The organism is Caulobacter sp. GW821-FHT10A10, from assembly GCF_059415745.1.
Genome location: NZ_JBWKNV010000005.1, coordinates 311,471 through 328,891, shown reverse-complemented (window position 1 = coordinate 328,891; position 17,421 = coordinate 311,471). Strand labels below are relative to the sequence as shown.

Below are 17,421 nucleotides of genomic sequence, written 5' to 3'. Positions count from 1 at the left end.
CGCGTGACCGTTCCCGCGTCCATCTCCGCACAGCTGGGTCGCCTGTCCCTTCCCGACCGGGCGGTGATCGACGGCGCCCTGGTCGAGGCGGCCTCGGGCAAGACGTTCCGCAATGTCGGGCCGCGCGACGGCAGGGCGCTGAGCCTGGTGGCGGCCTGCGACGAGGCCGATGTGGAGCGCGCCGTGGCCGCGGCCCGCGCCGCCTTCGAGGACGGCCGCTGGCGCGACCTGCATCCGCGCCAGAAGAAGAAGATCCTGTTCCGCCTGGCCGAGCTGATGGAGCGCGACGCCGAGGATCTGGCCCTGATGGAGAGCCTGGACGTCGGCAAGCCGATCCGCGACGCCCGGGCCGTCGATATCCCGCTCGCGATCAACACCACCCGCTGGTACGCCGAGGCCCTGGACAAGGTCTATGGCGAGGTCGGCGCCTCGCCGGCCGATCGCCTTAGCTTCGCCACCCATGAGCCGCTGGGCGTGATCGGGGCGATCGTGCCGTGGAACTTCCCGCTGCACATGGCGATGTGGAAGGTCGCGCCGGCCCTGGCCATGGGCAACTCCGTCGTCCTCAAGCCGGCCGAGCAGTCGCCGCTGACGGCGCTGAAGCTGGGCGAACTGGCCCTCGAAGCCGGGCTCCCGGCAGGGGTGCTGAACGTGGTCCCCGGCTTCGGGGCGACCGCCGGCCAGGCCCTGGCGCGATCGATGGACGTCGACATGATCGCCTTTACCGGCTCGGGCCCCACCGGCCGGCGGCTGATGGAATATGCGGCGCAGAGCAACCTGAAGCGGGTGTCGCTGGAGCTGGGCGGCAAGTCGCCCCAGATCGTGTTCGCCGACTGCCCGGACCTGGATGCGGCCGCGCAGGCCGCCGCCTGGGGCGTGTTCTATAACCAGGGCGAGGTCTGCACCGCCGCCTCGCGCCTGCTGGTCGAGGCCTCGATCAAGGACGAGTTCCTTGAGAAGGTGGTCGCCGTGGCCAGGACCATCCAGGTCGGCGACCCGCTGGACGCCGACACCGGCTTCGGGGCCATGGTCAGCGAGCAGCAGATGAAGACTGCGCTCGGCTATATCGCCAAGGCCCGCGAGGAGGGCGGCGCGCCCGTGCTGGGCGGATCGCAGGTGCGTATCGAGACCGGCGGCTATTACGTGGAGCCCACGATCTTCGACGGCGTGCTGCCGTCGCATAAACTGGCCAAGGAAGAGGTGTTTGGCCCGGTCCTGGGCGTGATGAGCTTCACGGGCGAAGACGAGGCCTTCGCCCTGGCCAATGACACGGTCTATGGCCTGGCCGCCGGGCTGTGGACCAGCGACATCAACCGCGGCCTGAAGGGCGCGCGGAAGCTGAAGGCGGGCCTGGTCTGGGTCAATGGCTGGGACGCCTGCGACATCACCATGCCGTTCGGGGGCTTCAAGCAGTCGGGCTTCGGCCGTGACCGCAGCCTTCATGCGTTGCACAAGTACGCCGACCTGAAGTCGGTGTCCGTGACGCTGAGGTAGCCCATATGACCGCCCTGAACCTTGTCGAAACCGCCGCCCTGATCGACGGCCTGTGGATCGAAGGCGACGCGACCTTCGCCGTCACCAATCCGGCCGACGGCGAGACGATCGCCGATGTCGCCGAACTGGGCGCGGCCGAGACGCGGATCGCTATCGAGGCGGCGCATCGGGCCTTTCCAGGCTGGGCGGCGAAAACGGCCAAGGAGCGGGGCGCGATCCTGCGCCGGTGGAGCGACCTGATGCTCGCCCACGCCGACGACCTGGCCCGACTGATGACGGCCGAGCAGGGCAAGCCGCTGGCGGAGTCGAAGGGCGAGGTGGCTTACGGGGCCAGCTTCATCGACTGGTTCGCCGAGGAGGCCAAGCGCGGCTACGGCCACACCATCCCGACCCCCGATCCCAAGAAGCGCCTGGCCTCGATCAAGCAGCCGATCGGGGTGTGCGCGGCCATCGCGCCGTGGAACTTTCCCATCGCCATGATCACCCGCAAGGTCGGCCCGGCCCTGGCGGCCGGCTGCACCGTGGTGGTCAAGCCGGCGGCCGAGACGCCGCTGTGCGCCCTGGCCATCGCGCGGCTGGCGGTGGAGGCCGGCGTGCCGGCCGGCGTGCTCAACGTCGTCACCGGCACGGACGCCTCGGCCATTGGCAAGGCCCTGTGCGAGGACGGCCGGGTGCGCAAGCTGTCGTTCACCGGCTCGACCCCGGTGGGCAAGGTCCTCTATGGCCAGTGCGCCGGCACGATGAAGAAGCTCAGCCTCGAGCTGGGCGGCAACGCGCCCTTCATCGTCTTCGACGACGCCGACCTCGAGGCCGCCGTCGATGGCGCGATCGCCAGCAAGTACCGCAACACCGGCCAGACCTGCGTCTGCGCCAACCGCCTGATCGTCCAGGCCGGCATCCACGACGCCTTCGTCGCGCGCCTGACCGAGAAGGTCGCGGCGATGAAGGTGGGGCCGGGCACGGGCGAGGGCGTCGTGATCGGTCCGCTGATCAACGAGAAGGCCATCGTCAAGGTCGAGGCCCTGGTGCGCGAGGCCGTCGAGGGCGGGGCGCGGGTCGAGGTAGGGGGCGATCGCCACGAGATGGGCGGGCTGTTCTACCAGCCCACCGTGCTCTCCGGCGCGACGCCGGACATGCGCCTGTTCAACGAGGAGATCTTCGGTCCCGTCGCGCCGATCGTGAAGTTCCACACCGAGGACGAGGCGGTCGCCCTGGCCAACGCCACGCCCTTCGGCCTGGCGGCCTACTTCTACAGCCGCGACGTCGGCCGCTGCTGGCGCGTGGCCGAGGCCATCGAGGCCGGCATGGTCGGGATCAACGAAGGCCTGATCTCGACCGAGGTGGCGCCGTTCGGAGGGGTCAAGGAGTCGGGCCTGGGCCGCGAGGGCTCGTCCGAGGGCCTCGATGAGTATTTCGAGACCAAGTACCTGTGCTTCGGCGGGGTGGCATGATCGCCGAACTCTCCCGCCCCGCGACCCTCGCCGACCTGATCGCCGCCGAGCGCGCGCGGTTCCTGGCCGAGCATCCGCGCAGCGTGGCGATGGCCAAGGCGGCCGCGGCCGTGTGGCGGGGCGGGGTTCCGATGCACTGGATGGGCGATTGGGCCTGTCCTTCGCCGATCTTCGCCGCCCAGGGCGTAGGGGCGCAGGTCACCGACGTCGATGGCCGGCTCTATGACGACTTCTGCCTGGGCGACACGCCGTCGATGTTCGGCCATGGCGACGCTTCGGTGGCGGCGGCCGTCGCCGACCAGGCGAGGCGCGGCGCGGGATTCATGCTGCCGACCGCCTCGGCGGTGATCGTCGGCAAGCTCTTGGCCGAGCGGTTCGGCCTGCCGCTGTGGCAGGCGGCGACCACGGCCAGCGACGCCAACCGCGCGGCTGTCCGCTGGGCGCGGGCGGTGACGCAGCGGCCGGTGATCCTGGTGTTCGACGGCTGCTACCACGGCATGGTCGAGGACGCCTTCGTGGTGCTGAAGGACGGCCAGGCTGCGATGAAGCCCGGCCTGCTGGGCCAGGTGCAGGACCTGACGGCCACCACCCGCGTCGCGCCGTTCAACGATCTCGAAGCGCTGGAAGCGGCCCTGGCCCCCGGCGACGTCGCCGCCGTGCTGGCCGAGCCGGTGATGACCAACTGCGGGATGATCCTGCCCGACGTGGGCTTCCACGAGGCCCTGCGCCGGCTGACGCGCGAGGCCGGGACCCTGCTGATCATCGACGAGACCCACACCATCTCGACCGGTCCCGGCGGCTACACCAAGGCGCTCGGCCTGGAGCCCGACGTCTTCGTGCTGGGCAAGGCCGTGGCCGGCGGCGTGCCGGCCGCCGTCTGGGGCGTGACGGCCGAGCTGTCGGCGCGGATGGACGAGGCGCAGGCGCGCATCGGTCCGGGCCAGTCCGGCATCGGCACGACGCTGTCGGGCAACGCCCTGGCCATGGCGGCCATGCGGGCCATGCTGTCGGAAGTCATGACCGACGCGGCCTATGCGAGGATGCTGGCCGGGGCGGAGCGGCTGGTGGCCGGCCTGCGCGGTGTCATCGCGGCGGGAGGGCTGCCGTGGTCGGTGGTGCACGTCGGCGCGCGGGTGGAGCTGGTCTTCGCCGACCCGCCGCCGCGCGACGCAGTCTCCATGCGGAAAGTTCTGGACCAGGATGCGGTGGAAGCGCTGCATCTGTGGCTGATCAACCGAGGGGTGCTGATCGCGCCCTTCCACAACATGATGCTGGTCTCGCCCGTCACCGAAGACGCGGCGGTGGACCGGCTGGTCGCGGCGGTGGATGCCTTCGCCGCGGCTGTCGGGGAGGTGTCGGCATGACGTGTTTTCACTTTCCCTCCCCCTTTGATGGGGGAGGGGCAGGGGTGGGGGTGACACCGCCGGCGGGGCTTGGCTCGGCCGTGCAACATCACCAATCGCTGCTGTCACCCCCATCCCCGACCCTTCCCCCATCAAGGGGGAAGGGGGAGTTTTTCCTATGAGCCCCGTCGCCTCTCCCGACGAATGCCGCGACTTCCTGGCCGCCCATCCGCAGGTGAAATATGTCGAGGTGTTCTTCACCTCGATGACCGGGGTGCCGCGCGGCAAGCGTCTGCGGGTGCACGAGCTGCCGGCCATCTATGAGTACGGCCGGTTCCTGCCGGGCTCGATCCTGGTGGTCGACACCGTCGGGGCCGACTGCGAGGACACGGGCCTGGTCTGGGAAGACGGCGACGCCGACCGCCGCGCGCGGCCGGTGCCGGGCACGCTGACCTTGGCTCCGTGGCTGGGTCCCGACGTCGCCCAGGTGATGCTGTCGCTGTACGAGCTGGACGGGACGCCCAACGACCTGGATCCGCGCCACGTGCTGCAACGGGTGCTCGACCGCTACGCCGCCGACGGCCTGACGCCGGTCGCGGCCTGTGAGCTGGAATACTATCTGGTCGACATCGAGCGCGGTCCGAACGGCGAGCTCTTGCCCGCCAAGTCGGTGCTGACCGGCCAGCGGCCGACCGGCATCCAAGTCTACGGCCTGCCCGAACTGGAGGCCAACGCCCCGTTTCTGCGCGAGCTGTGGGACACGGCCGACACGATCGGCGTGCCGCTGGAAGGCGCGATCTCGGAGTTCGCCCCGGGCCAGGTGGAGCTGACCCTCAAGCACAAGCCCGACGCCCTGCGCGCCTGCGACGACGCCCTGCTGTACAAGCGCATGGCCAAGGGCGTCGCCCTGCGCCATGGCTGCGAGGCCACCTTCATGGCCAAGCCCTGGGCCGACCGGGCGGGCAACGGCTTCCACGTGCATGTCAGCTTCAACGACGCGGACGGAAACAACCTCTGCGCCGACGAGGACACGGAAGGCTCACAGATGCTCAAGCACGCCATCGGCGGCATGAAGCAACTGCTGGGCGAGGGCATGGCGATCCTGGCGCCGAACGCCAACAGCTATCGCCGCTTCAAGGCCAACTCCTACGCGCCGGTCGCGGCGACCTGGGGCGTCAACAACCGCACCGTCTCCCTGCGCGTGCCGGCCGGTCCGGCCCCGACCCGTCACGTCGAGCACCGCGTGGCCGGGGCCGACGGCAATCCGTATCTGGTGATGGCGGTGCTGCTGGCCAGCGCCCACCACGGCCTCACCAACAAGGTCGATCCGGGCCCGGCGGTGGTCGGCGACGGCTATGCCGCCGCCGCCAAGGAGAAGTCGCGCCTGCCGTCCAACTGGTTCGCGGCGGTCGATCTCTTCGACAAGTCGCAGGTGCTGCGCGACTACCTGGGCGACCGCTTCGTGGACATGTTCGTGTCGGTCAAGCGCACGGAACAGGCGCGCTTCTTCGAGGTCGTCACGGAGCTGGATTTCGATTGGTACCTTCGCAACGCCTGATGGCGGAGTGGAGCTTGGGTTGAACCGCCGGTGTGGGCCGGGAACGATAAGGGGAGTTTCGAGACCATGAGCACGATCACCCAACGCGGCCTGCAGAAGGCCGGCCTGAGCCGCCGCTCGCTGCTGACCGCCACCGGCGCGGCGGCCATCGGCCTGACCTTCACCGCCTGCGGCGAGAAGCCGGCGGCGACGGCGGGCGGCGAAGAGGCCAAGCTGAACTTCTACAACTGGGACACCTATATCGGCGAGACGACCCTGGGCGACTTCAAGAAGGCCACCGGCGTCGACGTCAACATGAGCCTGTTCGCCACCAACGACGAACTGTTCGCCAAGCTGAAGGCGGGCAATCCGGGCTTCGACGTGATCGTGCCGTCCAACGAGTTCGTCACCCGCATGGCCGAGGCCGGCATGCTGGAGCCGCTGGACCACGCCAAGATCCCGAACATCAAGAACATCGACCCGGCCTTCATGGACCCGGACTACGACAAGGGTCGCAAGTTCTCGATGCCCTACACCTGGCTGGTGCTGGGCATCGGCTATCGCAAGAGCAAGGTGAAGGGCGTTCCCGACAGCTGGAAGTGGCTGTTCGACAGCAACCAGTACGCCGGCAAGATCGGCCTGCTGTCGGAAAGCGCCGACCTGGTGCGCCTGTCGGCCAAGTACCTGGGCCATTCGGTCAACGCCATCCCGGCCGACCTGCTGCCGAAGATCGAGCAGATGCTGATCAAGCAGAAGCCGTTCGTGAAGGCCTTCCACGACGACAACGGCCAGGACCTGCTGTTGTCGGGCGAGGTGGACGTGGTGCTCGAGTACAACGGCGACATCGCCCAGGCGATGAAGGACGACGACGACATCGACTTCGTCGTGCCCAAGGAAGGCTCGCTGATCAACTCCGACACCCTGTGCATCCCCAAGGGCGCGCCGCGTCCGAACAACGCGCACAAGTTCATCAACTACCTGCTCGACGCCCAGGCCGGCGCCGAGATCAGCAAGACCATCCTGTACCCGACGCCCAACGCCGCGGCGAAGGCGCTGATGCCGGAGGACTACAAGAACAACAAGGTGATCTTCCCGCCCGCCGACATCATGTCCAAGTGCGAGTACGGGGCCTTCGAGGGGGCGGAAAAGGCCAGCCTCTACGAGGAGATCATCACCCGCGTGCGGGCGGCTTAAGGACGCCGTCGTCTCCCTTCCCCCTTGATGGGGGAAGGGCTGGGGATGGGGGTGGCTGCGGCGATTGCCGGCATCCCCGTCCATATTCGTCCTGACGCGCTGTCACCCCCAACCCCGACCCTTCCCCCATCAAAGGGGGAAGGGGGAGCTCCGTGAAAATGGAACAGAGCTGGAAGAAGGCCAAGGCGGTGTTCGCCGCCGCGCTGGGACCGCCGCTGGTCTGGCTGGTGGTGTTCTTCGTCGCGCCGATGGCGATCGTCTGGGCCTACAGCTTCGGCCACAATGTCGGTCTGACCGAGATCTCGTTCACCGGCACGATCGCCAACTACGCCCGGGCGCTGGAGCCGCTGTACCTGAAGATCTTCGTCAAGTCGGCCTGGGTGGCGGCGCTGACGACGGGCCTGTGCCTGGTGATCGGCTTCCCGGTGGCGCTGGCCATCACCTTCGCCTCGCAGAAGGCCAAGACCTGGCTCTTGCTGCTGGTCATGCTGCCGTTCTGGACGAACCTGCTGATCCGCACCTACGCCCTGATCGCCGTGCTGCGCACCGAGGGCTACATCAACCAGGGCTACGAGTGGATCTGGACCCTGGCCTCGAAGGTCGCGCCGCTGGGGGCGTTCCAGCCGCTGGAGCTGCTGCACAACAATTTCGCGGTGATCCTGGGCCTCGTCTACGTGCACCTGCCGTTCATGGTGCTGCCGCTCTATTCGGCGCTGGACCGGCTGGACAAGTCGCTGCTGGAGGCCAGCCTCGACCTCGGCGCCGGGCACCTGCGCACCCTGTTCCGCATCGTCGTGCCGCTGGCCCTGCCGGGCATCGCCTCGGGGATCCTGATCACGTTCATCCCGGCGCTGGGCGCCTATCTGACACCCGACCTGCTGGGCGGACCCGACAGCCAGATGATCGCCAACGTCATCGAGCGCCAGTTCAAGCGCGCCAACGACTGGCCGTTCGGCGCGGCCCTGTCGTTCCTGCTGATGTACCTGACCTTCATCGCCATCGCCGTGCAGGCCCTGTTGTCGAAGGGCAAGAAGAAGGAGGGCGTGGGATGACCAAGCGCAGCCCGCCTGGGCCTTTGGAATACCTGCGCCGCTGGCCGATCCGGCTGTGGCTGGCGGGCGTGGGGATCTTCCTCTACGCGCCGCTGATCGCCCTGATGGCCTTCAGCTTCAACGACAGCCGGCGCAACATCGTCTGGAAGGGCTTCACCCTCAAATACTACGAGAAGGCCTTCAACAACGACGGCCTGATCGAGGCCTTCGCCAACAGCCTGACCATCGCGGCGGTCTCGACCGTGCTGAGCGTCGTGCTCGGAGCCATGGTCGCCCTGGCCCTGTGGCGGTTCCGCTTCCCGGGCAAGACGGCGGTGGACGGGGCCCTGGCCCTGCCGATCGTGGTGCCCGAGATCTGCATGGGCGTGGGCATGCTGGTGTTCTTCGCCAAGGTGCTGCCCTGGCCGCAGGGGATGATCTGGCCGCTGAACCTGGGGGCGATCATCATCGCCCACGTGACCTTCTCGTTCCCGTTCGTGGCGGTGGTTGTGCGCGCGCGCATGGCCAGCTTCAACCGCGAACTGGAGGAGGCCGCGCGGGACCTCGGGGCGGGCGAGTTCCGCACCATCAAGGACGTGATCCTGCCGCACATGGGGCCGTCGCTGATCGCCGGAGCCTTGCTGGCCTTCACGCTCAGCCTGGACGACTTCGTCATCACCTTCTTCACGGCGGGCCCGGACACCGTGACCTTCCCGGTGAAGGTCTATTCGATGGTGCGCTTCTCGGTGACGCCCGAGGTCAATGCGGCCTCGACCATCCTGATCGTGCTGACCGTGATCCTGACCGCCGTGGCGCTGAAGCTGCAGGGCGATCCCGCCGCGACGGCGGGTGCGCATGGGGGGGACAAGGCATGAGGCTCGCCGTTCTGGAACCTCCCCCCGTGGGGGAGGCGGCCGAAGGCCGGTGGGGGGACGTTCTCAGCTTCCGCGGGGGTGGAAGTTCAGCACTCACGCCCCCCACCGATCGCTACGCGATCGCCTCCCCCAGAGGGGGAGGTTCCTCGTGGAATGAGGGGACTTCGCTGCTGACGTTTTCGGGGGGAATGAGCAAGTGACCGAACCCAAACCCATCATCACCTTCGAGAACGTCACCAAGCGCTTCGGCAAGCTGGCGGCGGTGGACAACGTCTCGCTGAGCATCAGGGAGGGCGAGTTCTTCGCCCTGCTGGGTCCGTCGGGCTGCGGCAAGACCACCCTGCTGCGCATGCTGGCCGGGTTCGAGACGCCCACCGAGGGCCGGATCCTGATCGACGGCGAGGACATCTCCAACGTGCCGCCCAACAAGCGGCCGGTGAACATGGTGTTCCAGTCCTATGCGGTCTTCCCGCACATGACCGTGGCCGACAACGTCGCCTATGGCCTGAAGGTCGACCGGGTCGGCAAGGCCGAGCGCGACCGTCGGGTGGAGGAGGCGCTGGAGCTGGTGCAGCTGGGCGGTCTGGGTCACCGCAAGCCCGACCAGCTGTCGGGCGGGCAGCGGCAGCGCGTGGCCCTGGCCCGGGCGCTGGTCAAGCGTCCGCGCGTGCTGCTGCTGGACGAGCCGCTGTCGGCCCTGGACGCCAAGCTGCGCGAGCAGATGCGCACCGAGCTGTGCACCCTTCAGGAGAAGGTGGGCATCACCTTCATCATGGTCACCCACGACCAGGATGAGGCGCTGGCCCTGGCCAGCCGCTGCGCGGTGATGAGCAAGGGCCTGCTGCAGCAGGTGGCCACGCCCAACGACCTCTACGAGTTTCCCAACAGCCGGCTGGTGGCCGACTTCATCGGCAGCGTGAACCTGTTCGAGGGCGTGCTGGCGGTGGACGAGCCGAGCCACGCGGTGATCAAGTCCGGAGGCCTGCCGACCGACATCTTCCTCGACCACGGCGTCACCGGTCCGCGCGGCGGTACGGTGTGGGCGGCGATCCGGCCCGAGAAGATCGAGCTGCACAAGCGGCCCGACGACAGCGACCCGCCGAACCTGGGCGACGCGCCGAAGGGGGCGAACGCGGTGGCCGGGGTGATTAAGCACGAGGCCTATCTGGGCGGGATCTCGACCTACGAGGTGGAGATCGAGGGGGGGCGTCGCGTGAAGGTGCAGCGCCCCAACCTGACCCGCTGGGACCAGGAGGACTTCCGGCTGGGCGAGGCGGTGTGGATCGCCTGGCACGCCTGCTCGCCGGCGGTGCTGCTGTCGTGAAACCGCGCGCACATTTCCCCTCCCCCTTGATGGGGGAGGGGCCAGGGGTGGGGGTGGTTGCGGCTTTGGCGGCCGCGCCAGGTTCTGAGGCGCTCTCACCCCCATCCCCGACCCTTCCCCCATCAAGGGGGAAGGGAGGAGACTGCTGATGCGTCCCGTCACCGGCGTCATCTGCTGCACCCGCACCGTCGGGATCGAGCCGGCCCAGGCGGTGATGAACCGCTATGTCGCCGGCGCGATGAAGTACGCCGACGCGGCGGCCTTGCTCGTGCCGTCGATGCCGGGGCTGATGAAGGCCTCGGAGGTCGCCGCCCGGCTGGACGGCCTGATGCTGACCGGCAGCCCGTCGAACCTCGACCCCGCTTTCTATGACGAGGCGGTGGACGACGCGCCGGGGCCGTTCGACCGCGATCGCGACGTCATGACCCGCGACCTGATCAAGGCCATGCTCGACCTGGGCCGGCCGGTGTTCGGGGTCTGCCGGGGCTTCCAGGAGATCAACGTCGCCTTCGGCGGCTCCCTGCGGCGCGACATGGCGACCAGCGCCGAGCTGATCGCTCATCACGCCCCCGACGAGGTCGATTTCAACGGCATGTTCGACCACCGCCACCCGGTCGACCTGACCCCCGCCGGGGTGCTGGCCACGGCCTTCGGGACGGAGCGGGCGGTGGTCAATTCGGTGCACTACCAGGGCGTCGACCGGCTGGGCGAAGGCCTGTCGGTGGAGGCTCGGGCGCAGGACGGCGTCGTCGAGGCGGTGTCGGCCAGCGTGGGCGGCGCGCCGGTGCTGGCCGTGCAGTGGCACCCGGAATGGAAGCCGGAAGAGAACCCGCAGAGCCGGACGTTCTTCGAGCTGTTTGGCCAGGCCTTGCGAGGCGAATTCGAGTTTCCCCTTCCTCTCGATGGGGGAGGGGCAGGGGTGGGGGTGAGTGCGGCGGTTCGGCCCGCGCCATGACCTGACACGCTGTCACCCCCATCCCCGACCCTTCCCCCATCAAAGGGGGAAGGGAGAAAAACAAAAGATCGTCCAGGAGTTCGTTCCATGACCGCCCCCCTCCGCAACCACGACATCGCCGAACTCAAGCGCCTGGATCTGGCCCACCACCTGCCGGCCCAGGCCGACCACAAGGTCATCGCCGAGCAGGGCGGCAGCCGGATCATCACCCGGGCCGAGGGCGTCTACATTCATGACGGCGAAGGCCACCAGATCCTCGACGGCATGGCCGGGCTGTGGTGCGTGAATGTCGGCTATGGCCGCGAGGAACTGGCCAAGGCCGCCTACGACCAGATGCTGGAGCTGCCGTACTACAACACCTTCTTCAAGACCGCGACGCCGCCGCCGATCGAGCTGGCGGCCAAGATCGCCCAGAAGATGGGCGGGCATCTGAGCCACGTCTTCTACAACTCGTCGGGGTCGGAGGCCAACGACACGGTCTTCCGCCTGGTGCGCCACTACTGGAAGCTGAAGGGCGAACCCAGCCGCACGGTCTTCATCAGCCGCTGGAACGCCTATCACGGCTCGACCGTGGCCGGGGTGTCGCTGGGCGGCATGAAGCACATGCACAAGCAGGGCGACCTGCCGATCGCCGGGGTCGAGCACGTGATGCAGCCCTATCTGTTCGGCGACGGCTTCGGCGAGGATCCGGCCGCCTTCCGCGACCGGGCGGTGCAGGCCATCGAGGACAAGATCCTCGAGGTCGGCCCTGAGAATGTCGCGGCCTTCATCGGCGAGCCGGTGCAGGGCGCGGGCGGGGTGATCATCCCGCCGGACGGCTATTGGCCGGCGGTCGAGGCCCTGTGCCGCAAGTACGGCATCCTGCTGGTCTGCGACGAGGTGATCTGCGGCTTCGGGCGGCTGGGCCAATGGTTCGGCCACCAGCACTACGGCATCAAGCCCGACCTGATCGCCATGGCCAAGGGCCTGTCGTCCGGCTACCTGCCGATCAGCGCCGTGGGCGTCGCCGATCACATCGTCGCCGAACTGCGCGAGAAGGGCGGCGACTTCATCCACGGCTTCACCTACTCCGGCCATCCGACCGCGGCCGCCGTGGCGCTGAAGAACATCGAGATCATGGAGCGCGAGGGCCTGGTCGAGCGCACCCGCGACGAGACCGGTCCCTATCTGGCGCAGGCCCTGGCGTCGCTGAACGACCATCCGCTGGTGGGCGAGACCCGGTCGCTCGGTTTGATCGGCGCGGTCGAGATCGTCCGCGAGAAGGGCACGAACCATCGCTTCCTCGACAAGGAGGGCGAGGCCGGCCCGATCGTGCGCGACCTCTGCATCAAGAACGGCCTGATGGTCCGCGCCATCCGCGACAGCATCGTCTGCTGCCCGCCGCTGATCATCACCAAGGCCCAGATCGACGAACTGGTCGGCATCATCCGCAAGTCGCTCGACGAGGCCGAACCGGTGCTGCGGGCGCTGAAGCCGAAGGAGGGCGATGCGTGAGTATCGCCTCAGTCCGGCCGGCGTGCGCCGTGCCGGACTTCCAGGATCAACACCTGTTCGGCCTTGATCCGGTAGCGGATCAGGTAGGGCGGCACGACGGCCAGTTCGCGGCGACCGCGCTTGATCGGTCGACCGCGATCGGGATTGGATGCCAACGTATCGCCCGTTGTGAGCAAGCGCTGCGCGAGGCGCTGGGCTGCGATGGGACTATGCTGGCCGACGATGTAGTCGACGATGGCCTCGATGTCGGCCAGAGCCCTGTCGGTCCAGACTACTTCCGCCACGAATACGGTGTCGGCTTCTGGTCCGGCGTGCCGACCGTCTTGAGCCACTCGCGCACGCGCTCGTGCGGAACGACGCGGCCGGCTTCAACGTCGGCGTCGGCCGCCGCTTCGGCGCGGCGCTCGGCCTCGTCGTCGGCGATGTCGAAGATGGCGGGATCGGGCTCGGCCATGTCCAAGACTATCACGGACACCGCCTGAGCGGAACGCCGCCGCCAAGCGTTACAATTCCCAACAGCCCAAACTTCAGCAAGCGCGAGGAGCGCCCCTATGAAGCCCAAGCACAAGAAGAACCACGACGGTCCGAAGATCACCCGGGGGGTCAAGACGCTGGACGAGGCCCAGGCCTGGTTCCGGAGCCAGAACATCGAGGAGATCGAGTGCGTCGTGCCCGATCTGGCCGGCGTCGCGCGCGGCAAGATCATGCCGGTGCGCAAGTTCCTGGGGACACCCTCGATGAACCTGCCGCTGGCGGTGTTCTACCAGACCATCACCGGCGACTTCCCCGAGTTCGAGGGGGCGGTGAACGCGGTGCAGTCGGACACCGATATCTTCCTGACCCCCGACCTGGCGACCCTGGCCACCGTGCCCTGGGCCCAGGACCCGACGGCCCAGGTGATCCACGACGCCTTCCATCCCGACGGCCGGCCGGTCGAGGAGAGCCCACGCCAGGTGCTGCGCCGGGTGCTGTCGCTCTATCGCGAGAAGGGCTGGAGCCCGATCGTGGCGCCGGAGATCGAGTTCTATCTCGTCGAGAAGAACATCGACTGGGACTATCCGCTGAAGCCGCCGGTGGGCCGCTCGGGCCGGCCCGAGAGCGGTCGGCAGGGCTATTCGATCAGCGCGGTCAACGAGTTCGACGCCCTGTTCGAGGACATGTACGAGTACTCGGAGCGCCAGGGCCTGGAGATCGACACCCTGATCCACGAGAGCGGCGTGGCCCAGATGGAAATCAACCTGCGCCACGGCACGCCGCTGGAGCTGGCCGACCAGGTGTTCATGTTCAAGCGCACCATCCGTGAGGCGGCGCTGGAGCACGACATCTACGCCACCTTCATGGCCAAGCCGATGGCCGGCGAGCCCGGCAGCGCCATGCACATCCACCAGTCGATCCTGACCGAGGACGGCGACAACCTGTTCTCCGATCCGAAGACGGGCGAGGCGACGCCGGCCTTCTACGCCTTCATCGCCGGCCAGCAGCGCTACCTGCCGGCGATCATGGCCATACTGGCGCCCTACGTGAACAGCTACCGCCGCATCGCCCGCGACAGCGGCGCGCCGGTCAACACCCAGTGGGGCTACGACAACCGCACCTGCGGCCTGCGGGTGCCGCCGTCGGATCCGGCCAACCGCCGGGTCGAGAACCGCATCCCCTCGTCGGACGCCAATCCGTACCTGGCCATCGCCGCGGTGCTGGCCTGCGGCTATCTGGGCATGACCCAGAACCTGGCGCCCACCGCGCCGGTCGAGATCGACGCCAGCGCGCGGGGGATCGAACTGCCGCGCAGCCTGCTGGAGTCGGTGACCCTGTTCGAGGACGCCAAGCCGCTCGTCGAGATCCTCGGGACCACCTTCTGCAGCGCCTATGTCCGGGTGAAGCAGGCCGAGTACGAGACCTTCATGCGCACGATCAGTCCGTGGGAGCGGGAGTTCCTGCTGCTGAATGTTTAGCCGGTTCCCCTCCCCCTGGAGGGGGGAGGGGTCAGGGGAGGGGGTGGCGCCGTCAGCGGGTACGAACTCGGGCGCGCCATATCCTGAACCGCCTCCACCCCCATCCCCGACCCTTCCCCCCTCCAGGGGGAAGGGGGCTTGGCGGAGGGCGTCATGAACAACACCGGCCACCCCGCCGCCTCCTGGTACGCCGAGACGGCGCACGTCCTGCCGCCGCTGCCCGCTCTGGAAGGCGAGACCTCTGCCGACGTCTGCGTCGTGGGCGCGGGCTACACCGGGCTCGGCGCGGCGCTGGAGCTGGCGTCGCGCGGCGTGTCGGTCGTCGTGCTGGAGGCCGCCCAGGTCGGGTCCGGGGCCTCGGGGCGCAACGGCGGGCAGGTGCATGCGGGGCAGCGCAACGACCAGGCCTGGCTTGAGAAGACGGTCGGCCGCGACGACGCCATGGCGCTGTGGAAGATGTCGCTGGACGCCCGCTCGCACCTGAGCGCGGTGATCGCCGAGCACGCCATCGCCTGCGACTTCACGCCGGGCATGATCCACGCCCGCCACAAGAGCGGCGGGGAGGGCGAGGACCTCGACCACATCGAGTTCATGGCCGCCCGCTACGGCTATCACGAGCTGGAGCCGATCGACGAGGACGCCCTGGCCGAGGAGCTGGGCACGGGCGTCTATCATGGCGGGACCCGCGACAACGGCGGCGGCCACCTGCATCCGCTGAACCTGGCGCTGGGCCTGGCGCGGGCGGCGCTGGCCAAGGGCGCGGTGATCCACGAGCGCAGCCGCGCCCAGGCTTGGCGCAAGGAAGGGGGGCGGCGCGAGGGCGGCAAGATCGTGGTCGAGACGGCGGCCGGACGGGTTCTGTGCGACCAGCTGATCCTGACCGGCGACGGCTACCTCGATGAACTGGCCGGCGGCGAGGCCCGGGCCCGGGTGATGCCGATCAACAACTTCGTGCTGGCCACCGAACCCTTGGGCGAGCGCGCCGAGACGATCATCCGCTCCAACGCCGCCGTGGCCGACAGCCGCTTCGTCGTGAACTATTTCCGCAAGACGCCGGACGGCCGGCTGCTGTTCGGCGGCGGCGAGAACTACCGGCCGGGCTTTCCGCCGGACCTGCCGGGCTTCGTGCGGCGGCACATGCTGAAGATCTACCCGCAGCTGGCCGACGTGAAGGTGACCCACGCTTGGGGTGGGACGCTGGGCATCACCGTCCACCGTTCGCCGTTCGTGCGCGAACTGGCGCCGGGCGTGCGGGTCGCGGCCGGCTATTCGGGGCAGGGGGTGATGCTGGCGCCGTGGTTCGGCAAGCTGCTGGCCGACGCGGCCCTGGGCGAAGCCGCCGGTGTGGAGCTGCTCTCCCGCCTGCCGACCCCGCCGTTCCCCGGCGGGCGGCTGCTGCGCTGGCCGCTGACGGTGGCGGGCCTGTCCTGGTACGCGATGCGGGACCGGCTGTAGCGGCTCAGGCGGCTTTCGCCTTGGCCCGCAACGACAGGCAGTAGCCGATCGTCACCGCCAGCCCCGCCAGGATCGCGCCGCAACCGCCCAGCACCGCCACCTGCGCCGGCGCGAACGCCCACAGTCCGGCATAGACGAGGCCGCTCAGCGCCATCGACCATCCGCCGACCCGGTTGGCCTTGCGGGCCCAGGCGCTGGGGACGAACCGCTTGGGCATGCGGTTGCCGAACCAGGCGACCATCAGGCCGATGGCGCCCATGACCAGCCTGTTGACCGTGTCGGTGTCGATATAGCCCAGCTTGCGCGCGAAGCTCGCGGCCAGGGCCAGCAAGACGATGCCGACGCCCCAGGCGAGGTCGGCGATCACGTCCTTCTTCATCGTGCTCATCGTGCGATCTCCTGCTTGGTCGGCGGGGGCGCGGGCGCCTCCTCGCCGAGGCCGAACGACTGGACGAAGCCCAGCAGCGCCTCTTCGAGCACCGAGAGCTTCAGGTGGTAGATGACGGACTTGCCGGCCTTCTCGGCATGCACCAGGTCGGCTTCCTTCAGCACCGAGAAATGGGCCGACATGGTCGGCTTGGAGACGTCGAACTGGTCGGCCAGTTCGCCGGCGCTCAAGGGACCCTCGCGCAGGAGCAGCAGCACCTTGCGGCGGGTCGGATCGGAGAGGGCTCTGAACACTTGGCTCATGATGTGATGATTAGCTAATCGTCGAAATGAGTCAAGCGCGAGCCGCGACGGGCTGGCCTGGACGCGTCCGTCGGGCTAACAACCCCCACATGGCGCGCACCAAGCTGAACCCCGAATTCGAGATCGACGTCGACGGCGAGACCTATGTCTGGCGGCTGCAGCGCACGCCCCACTGGTCGAAGGACCCGACCGAACGGCACGGCATGGCGATCTGCGTGCACCACAAGGACGGCAAGCGCGAGGTGGTGATCGAGTTTCCGCCGGGCGAGCAGCCCCGCTACGGCGCGCCTCAGCTGAAACCCGAGCAGATCCCCGTCAAGCTGGTGGGCAAGGCCATCGCCTCGGCCGTCGCGGCGGGGTGGGAGCCCTGGTCGCGCGGCAAGCCGGTGATCATCGCCGTGGACGAGACCGGCGCCTGAGGCTTCGACCGTGCGTCCTTCGAGGCTCGCCTGCGGCTCGCACCTCAGGATGAGGACCTCTTCGCACTGATTTCCTCATCCTGAGGCGCCCGCGCAGCGGGCCTCGAAGGACGCAGCGCGCCTCTCGAAGCGGCGGAGCCGGGTTTGGCGGCAATACGACTGCCGGCTCGCCATCGGCCGTCGGCCTGATTGACACCCGGCCAGCGT

The 17,421-nt window shown here is 68.7% G+C and carries 17 protein-coding genes and 1 pseudogene; 14 read left to right on the top strand and 4 right to left on the bottom strand.

Annotated features, from left to right (window positions below):
• The first annotated feature begins 3 nt into the window (after positions 1-3).
• The 10 genes from AC07NS_RS15790 (at position 4) to AC07NS_RS15745 (ending at position 12,698) form a co-directional block, all read left to right on the top strand.
• Positions 4-1,494, top strand: a complete 1,491-nt coding sequence (locus AC07NS_RS15790; protein ID WP_494604701.1) for an aldehyde dehydrogenase — start codon at positions 4-6, stop codon at positions 1,492-1,494.
• Between the two features lie 5 nt (positions 1,495-1,499).
• Complete coding sequence (locus tag AC07NS_RS15785; RefSeq protein WP_494604699.1) at positions 1,500-2,945, top strand: NAD-dependent succinate-semialdehyde dehydrogenase; 1,446 nt, start codon at positions 1,500-1,502, stop codon at positions 2,943-2,945.
• Entirely contained in the window at positions 2,942-4,309 is a 1,368-nt protein-coding gene (locus AC07NS_RS15780) for an aspartate aminotransferase family protein (protein ID WP_494604698.1), read from the top strand. Before AC07NS_RS15785 ends, AC07NS_RS15780 begins: the two co-directional genes overlap by 4 nt.
• Positions 4,310-4,466: 157 nt before the next feature.
• Positions 4,467-5,846, top strand: coding sequence for a glutamine synthetase family protein (locus AC07NS_RS15775; RefSeq protein ID WP_494604696.1), 1,380 nt, complete (start codon positions 4,467-4,469; stop codon positions 5,844-5,846).
• A gap of 66 nt (positions 5,847-5,912) precedes the next feature.
• Complete coding sequence (locus AC07NS_RS15770) at positions 5,913-7,019, top strand: ABC transporter substrate-binding protein (protein ID WP_494604695.1); 1,107 nt, start codon at positions 5,913-5,915, stop codon at positions 7,017-7,019.
• 158 nt (positions 7,020-7,177) lie between these two features.
• On the top strand, positions 7,178-8,071 hold the full coding sequence (locus AC07NS_RS15765) for an ABC transporter permease (RefSeq protein ID WP_494604693.1): 894 nt from the start codon (positions 7,178-7,180) through the stop codon (positions 8,069-8,071).
• Complete coding sequence (locus AC07NS_RS15760) at positions 8,068-8,925, top strand: ABC transporter permease (RefSeq protein ID WP_494604692.1); 858 nt, start codon at positions 8,068-8,070, stop codon at positions 8,923-8,925. Before AC07NS_RS15765 ends, AC07NS_RS15760 begins: the two co-directional genes overlap by 4 nt.
• Before the next feature lie 196 nt (positions 8,926-9,121).
• Positions 9,122-10,249 (top strand): ABC transporter ATP-binding protein, encoded by a 1,128-nt coding sequence (locus tag AC07NS_RS15755; RefSeq protein WP_494604690.1) that lies wholly within the window; start codon positions 9,122-9,124, stop codon positions 10,247-10,249.
• A 148-nt stretch (positions 10,250-10,397) separates the two neighbouring features.
• Positions 10,398-11,204: a gamma-glutamyl-gamma-aminobutyrate hydrolase family protein gene (locus AC07NS_RS15750; RefSeq protein ID WP_494604688.1), complete on the top strand. Its 807-nt coding sequence runs from the start codon at positions 10,398-10,400 to the stop codon at positions 11,202-11,204.
• Between the two features lie 87 nt (positions 11,205-11,291).
• Positions 11,292-12,698, top strand: a complete 1,407-nt coding sequence (locus AC07NS_RS15745) for an aspartate aminotransferase family protein (protein WP_494604687.1) — start codon at positions 11,292-11,294, stop codon at positions 12,696-12,698.
• An 8-nt stretch (positions 12,699-12,706) separates the two neighbouring features.
• Here AC07NS_RS15745 and AC07NS_RS15740 read toward each other — a convergent pair whose 3' ends face one another.
• Together AC07NS_RS15740 and AC07NS_RS15735 are read right to left on the bottom strand one after the other, a co-directional pair.
• Positions 12,707-12,982, bottom strand: a complete 276-nt coding sequence (locus AC07NS_RS15740) for a type II toxin-antitoxin system RelE/ParE family toxin (protein ID WP_494604685.1) — start codon at positions 12,980-12,982, stop codon at positions 12,707-12,709.
• Complete coding sequence (locus tag AC07NS_RS15735) at positions 12,970-13,152, bottom strand: antitoxin (protein ID WP_494604950.1); 183 nt, start codon at positions 13,150-13,152, stop codon at positions 12,970-12,972. The genes AC07NS_RS15740 and AC07NS_RS15735 overlap by 13 nt, the downstream gene beginning before the upstream one ends.
• A 97-nt stretch (positions 13,153-13,249) precedes the next feature.
• On the opposite strand from AC07NS_RS15735, the gene AC07NS_RS15730 reads away from it, so the two are divergent.
• Together AC07NS_RS15730 and AC07NS_RS15725 are read left to right on the top strand one after the other, a co-directional pair.
• Positions 13,250-14,650, top strand: coding sequence for a glutamine synthetase family protein (locus tag AC07NS_RS15730; protein WP_494604683.1), 1,401 nt, complete (start codon positions 13,250-13,252; stop codon positions 14,648-14,650).
• A 153-nt stretch (positions 14,651-14,803) separates the two neighbouring features.
• On the top strand, positions 14,804-16,105 hold the full coding sequence (locus AC07NS_RS15725) for an NAD(P)/FAD-dependent oxidoreductase (RefSeq protein ID WP_494604681.1): 1,302 nt from the start codon (positions 14,804-14,806) through the stop codon (positions 16,103-16,105).
• 4 nt (positions 16,106-16,109) lie between these two features.
• On the opposite strand, the gene AC07NS_RS15720 is transcribed toward AC07NS_RS15725, so the two are convergent.
• Together AC07NS_RS15720 and AC07NS_RS15715 are read right to left on the bottom strand one after the other, a co-directional pair.
• Positions 16,110-16,493, bottom strand: a complete 384-nt coding sequence (locus AC07NS_RS15720) for an SdpI family protein (RefSeq protein WP_494604679.1) — start codon at positions 16,491-16,493, stop codon at positions 16,110-16,112.
• The gene (locus AC07NS_RS15715; RefSeq protein ID WP_494604677.1) at positions 16,490-16,795 is read right to left on the bottom strand and encodes an autorepressor SdpR family transcription factor; all 306 of its coding nucleotides are present in this window, start codon (positions 16,793-16,795) and stop codon (positions 16,490-16,492) included. The genes AC07NS_RS15720 and AC07NS_RS15715 overlap by 4 nt, the downstream gene beginning before the upstream one ends.
• Before the next feature lie 89 nt (positions 16,796-16,884).
• On the opposite strand from AC07NS_RS15715, the gene AC07NS_RS15710 reads away from it, so the two are divergent.
• Positions 16,885-17,214 carry a hypothetical protein gene (locus tag AC07NS_RS15710; RefSeq protein ID WP_494604675.1) on the top strand — a complete coding sequence of 110 codons (330 nt, stop codon included), beginning with the start codon at positions 16,885-16,887 and terminating at the stop codon, positions 17,212-17,214.
• Positions 17,215-17,244: 30 nt separating this feature from the next.
• Positions 17,245-17,338: pseudogene (locus AC07NS_RS15705) on the top strand (hypothetical protein); the annotation flags it as partial.
• Positions 17,339-17,421 lie beyond the last annotated feature (83 nt).

Coding starts and splice junctions, on each gene's coding strand:
- AC07NS_RS15715 (WP_494604677.1), bottom strand. CDS start 16,795: ATGAGCCAAGTGTTCAGAGCCCTCTCCGATCCGACCCGCCGCAAGGTG.
- AC07NS_RS15760 (WP_494604692.1), top strand. CDS start 8,068: ATGACCAAGCGCAGCCCGCCTGGGCCTTTGGAATACCTGCGCCGCTGG.
- AC07NS_RS15730 (WP_494604683.1), top strand. CDS start 13,250: ATGAAGCCCAAGCACAAGAAGAACCACGACGGTCCGAAGATCACCCGG.
- AC07NS_RS15745 (WP_494604687.1), top strand. CDS start 11,292: ATGACCGCCCCCCTCCGCAACCACGACATCGCCGAACTCAAGCGCCTG.
- AC07NS_RS15770 (WP_494604695.1), top strand. CDS start 5,913: ATGAGCACGATCACCCAACGCGGCCTGCAGAAGGCCGGCCTGAGCCGC.
- AC07NS_RS15720 (WP_494604679.1), bottom strand. CDS start 16,493: ATGAGCACGATGAAGAAGGACGTGATCGCCGACCTCGCCTGGGGCGTC.
- AC07NS_RS15725 (WP_494604681.1), top strand. CDS start 14,804: ATGAACAACACCGGCCACCCCGCCGCCTCCTGGTACGCCGAGACGGCG.
- AC07NS_RS15765 (WP_494604693.1), top strand. CDS start 7,178: ATGGAACAGAGCTGGAAGAAGGCCAAGGCGGTGTTCGCCGCCGCGCTG.
- AC07NS_RS15775 (WP_494604696.1), top strand. CDS start 4,467: ATGAGCCCCGTCGCCTCTCCCGACGAATGCCGCGACTTCCTGGCCGCC.
- AC07NS_RS15780 (WP_494604698.1), top strand. CDS start 2,942: ATGATCGCCGAACTCTCCCGCCCCGCGACCCTCGCCGACCTGATCGCC.
- AC07NS_RS15735 (WP_494604950.1), bottom strand. CDS start 13,152: ATGGCCGAGCCCGATCCCGCCATCTTCGACATCGCCGACGACGAGGCC.
- AC07NS_RS15750 (WP_494604688.1), top strand. CDS start 10,398: ATGCGTCCCGTCACCGGCGTCATCTGCTGCACCCGCACCGTCGGGATC.
- AC07NS_RS15785 (WP_494604699.1), top strand. CDS start 1,500: ATGACCGCCCTGAACCTTGTCGAAACCGCCGCCCTGATCGACGGCCTG.
- AC07NS_RS15710 (WP_494604675.1), top strand. CDS start 16,885: ATGGCGCGCACCAAGCTGAACCCCGAATTCGAGATCGACGTCGACGGC.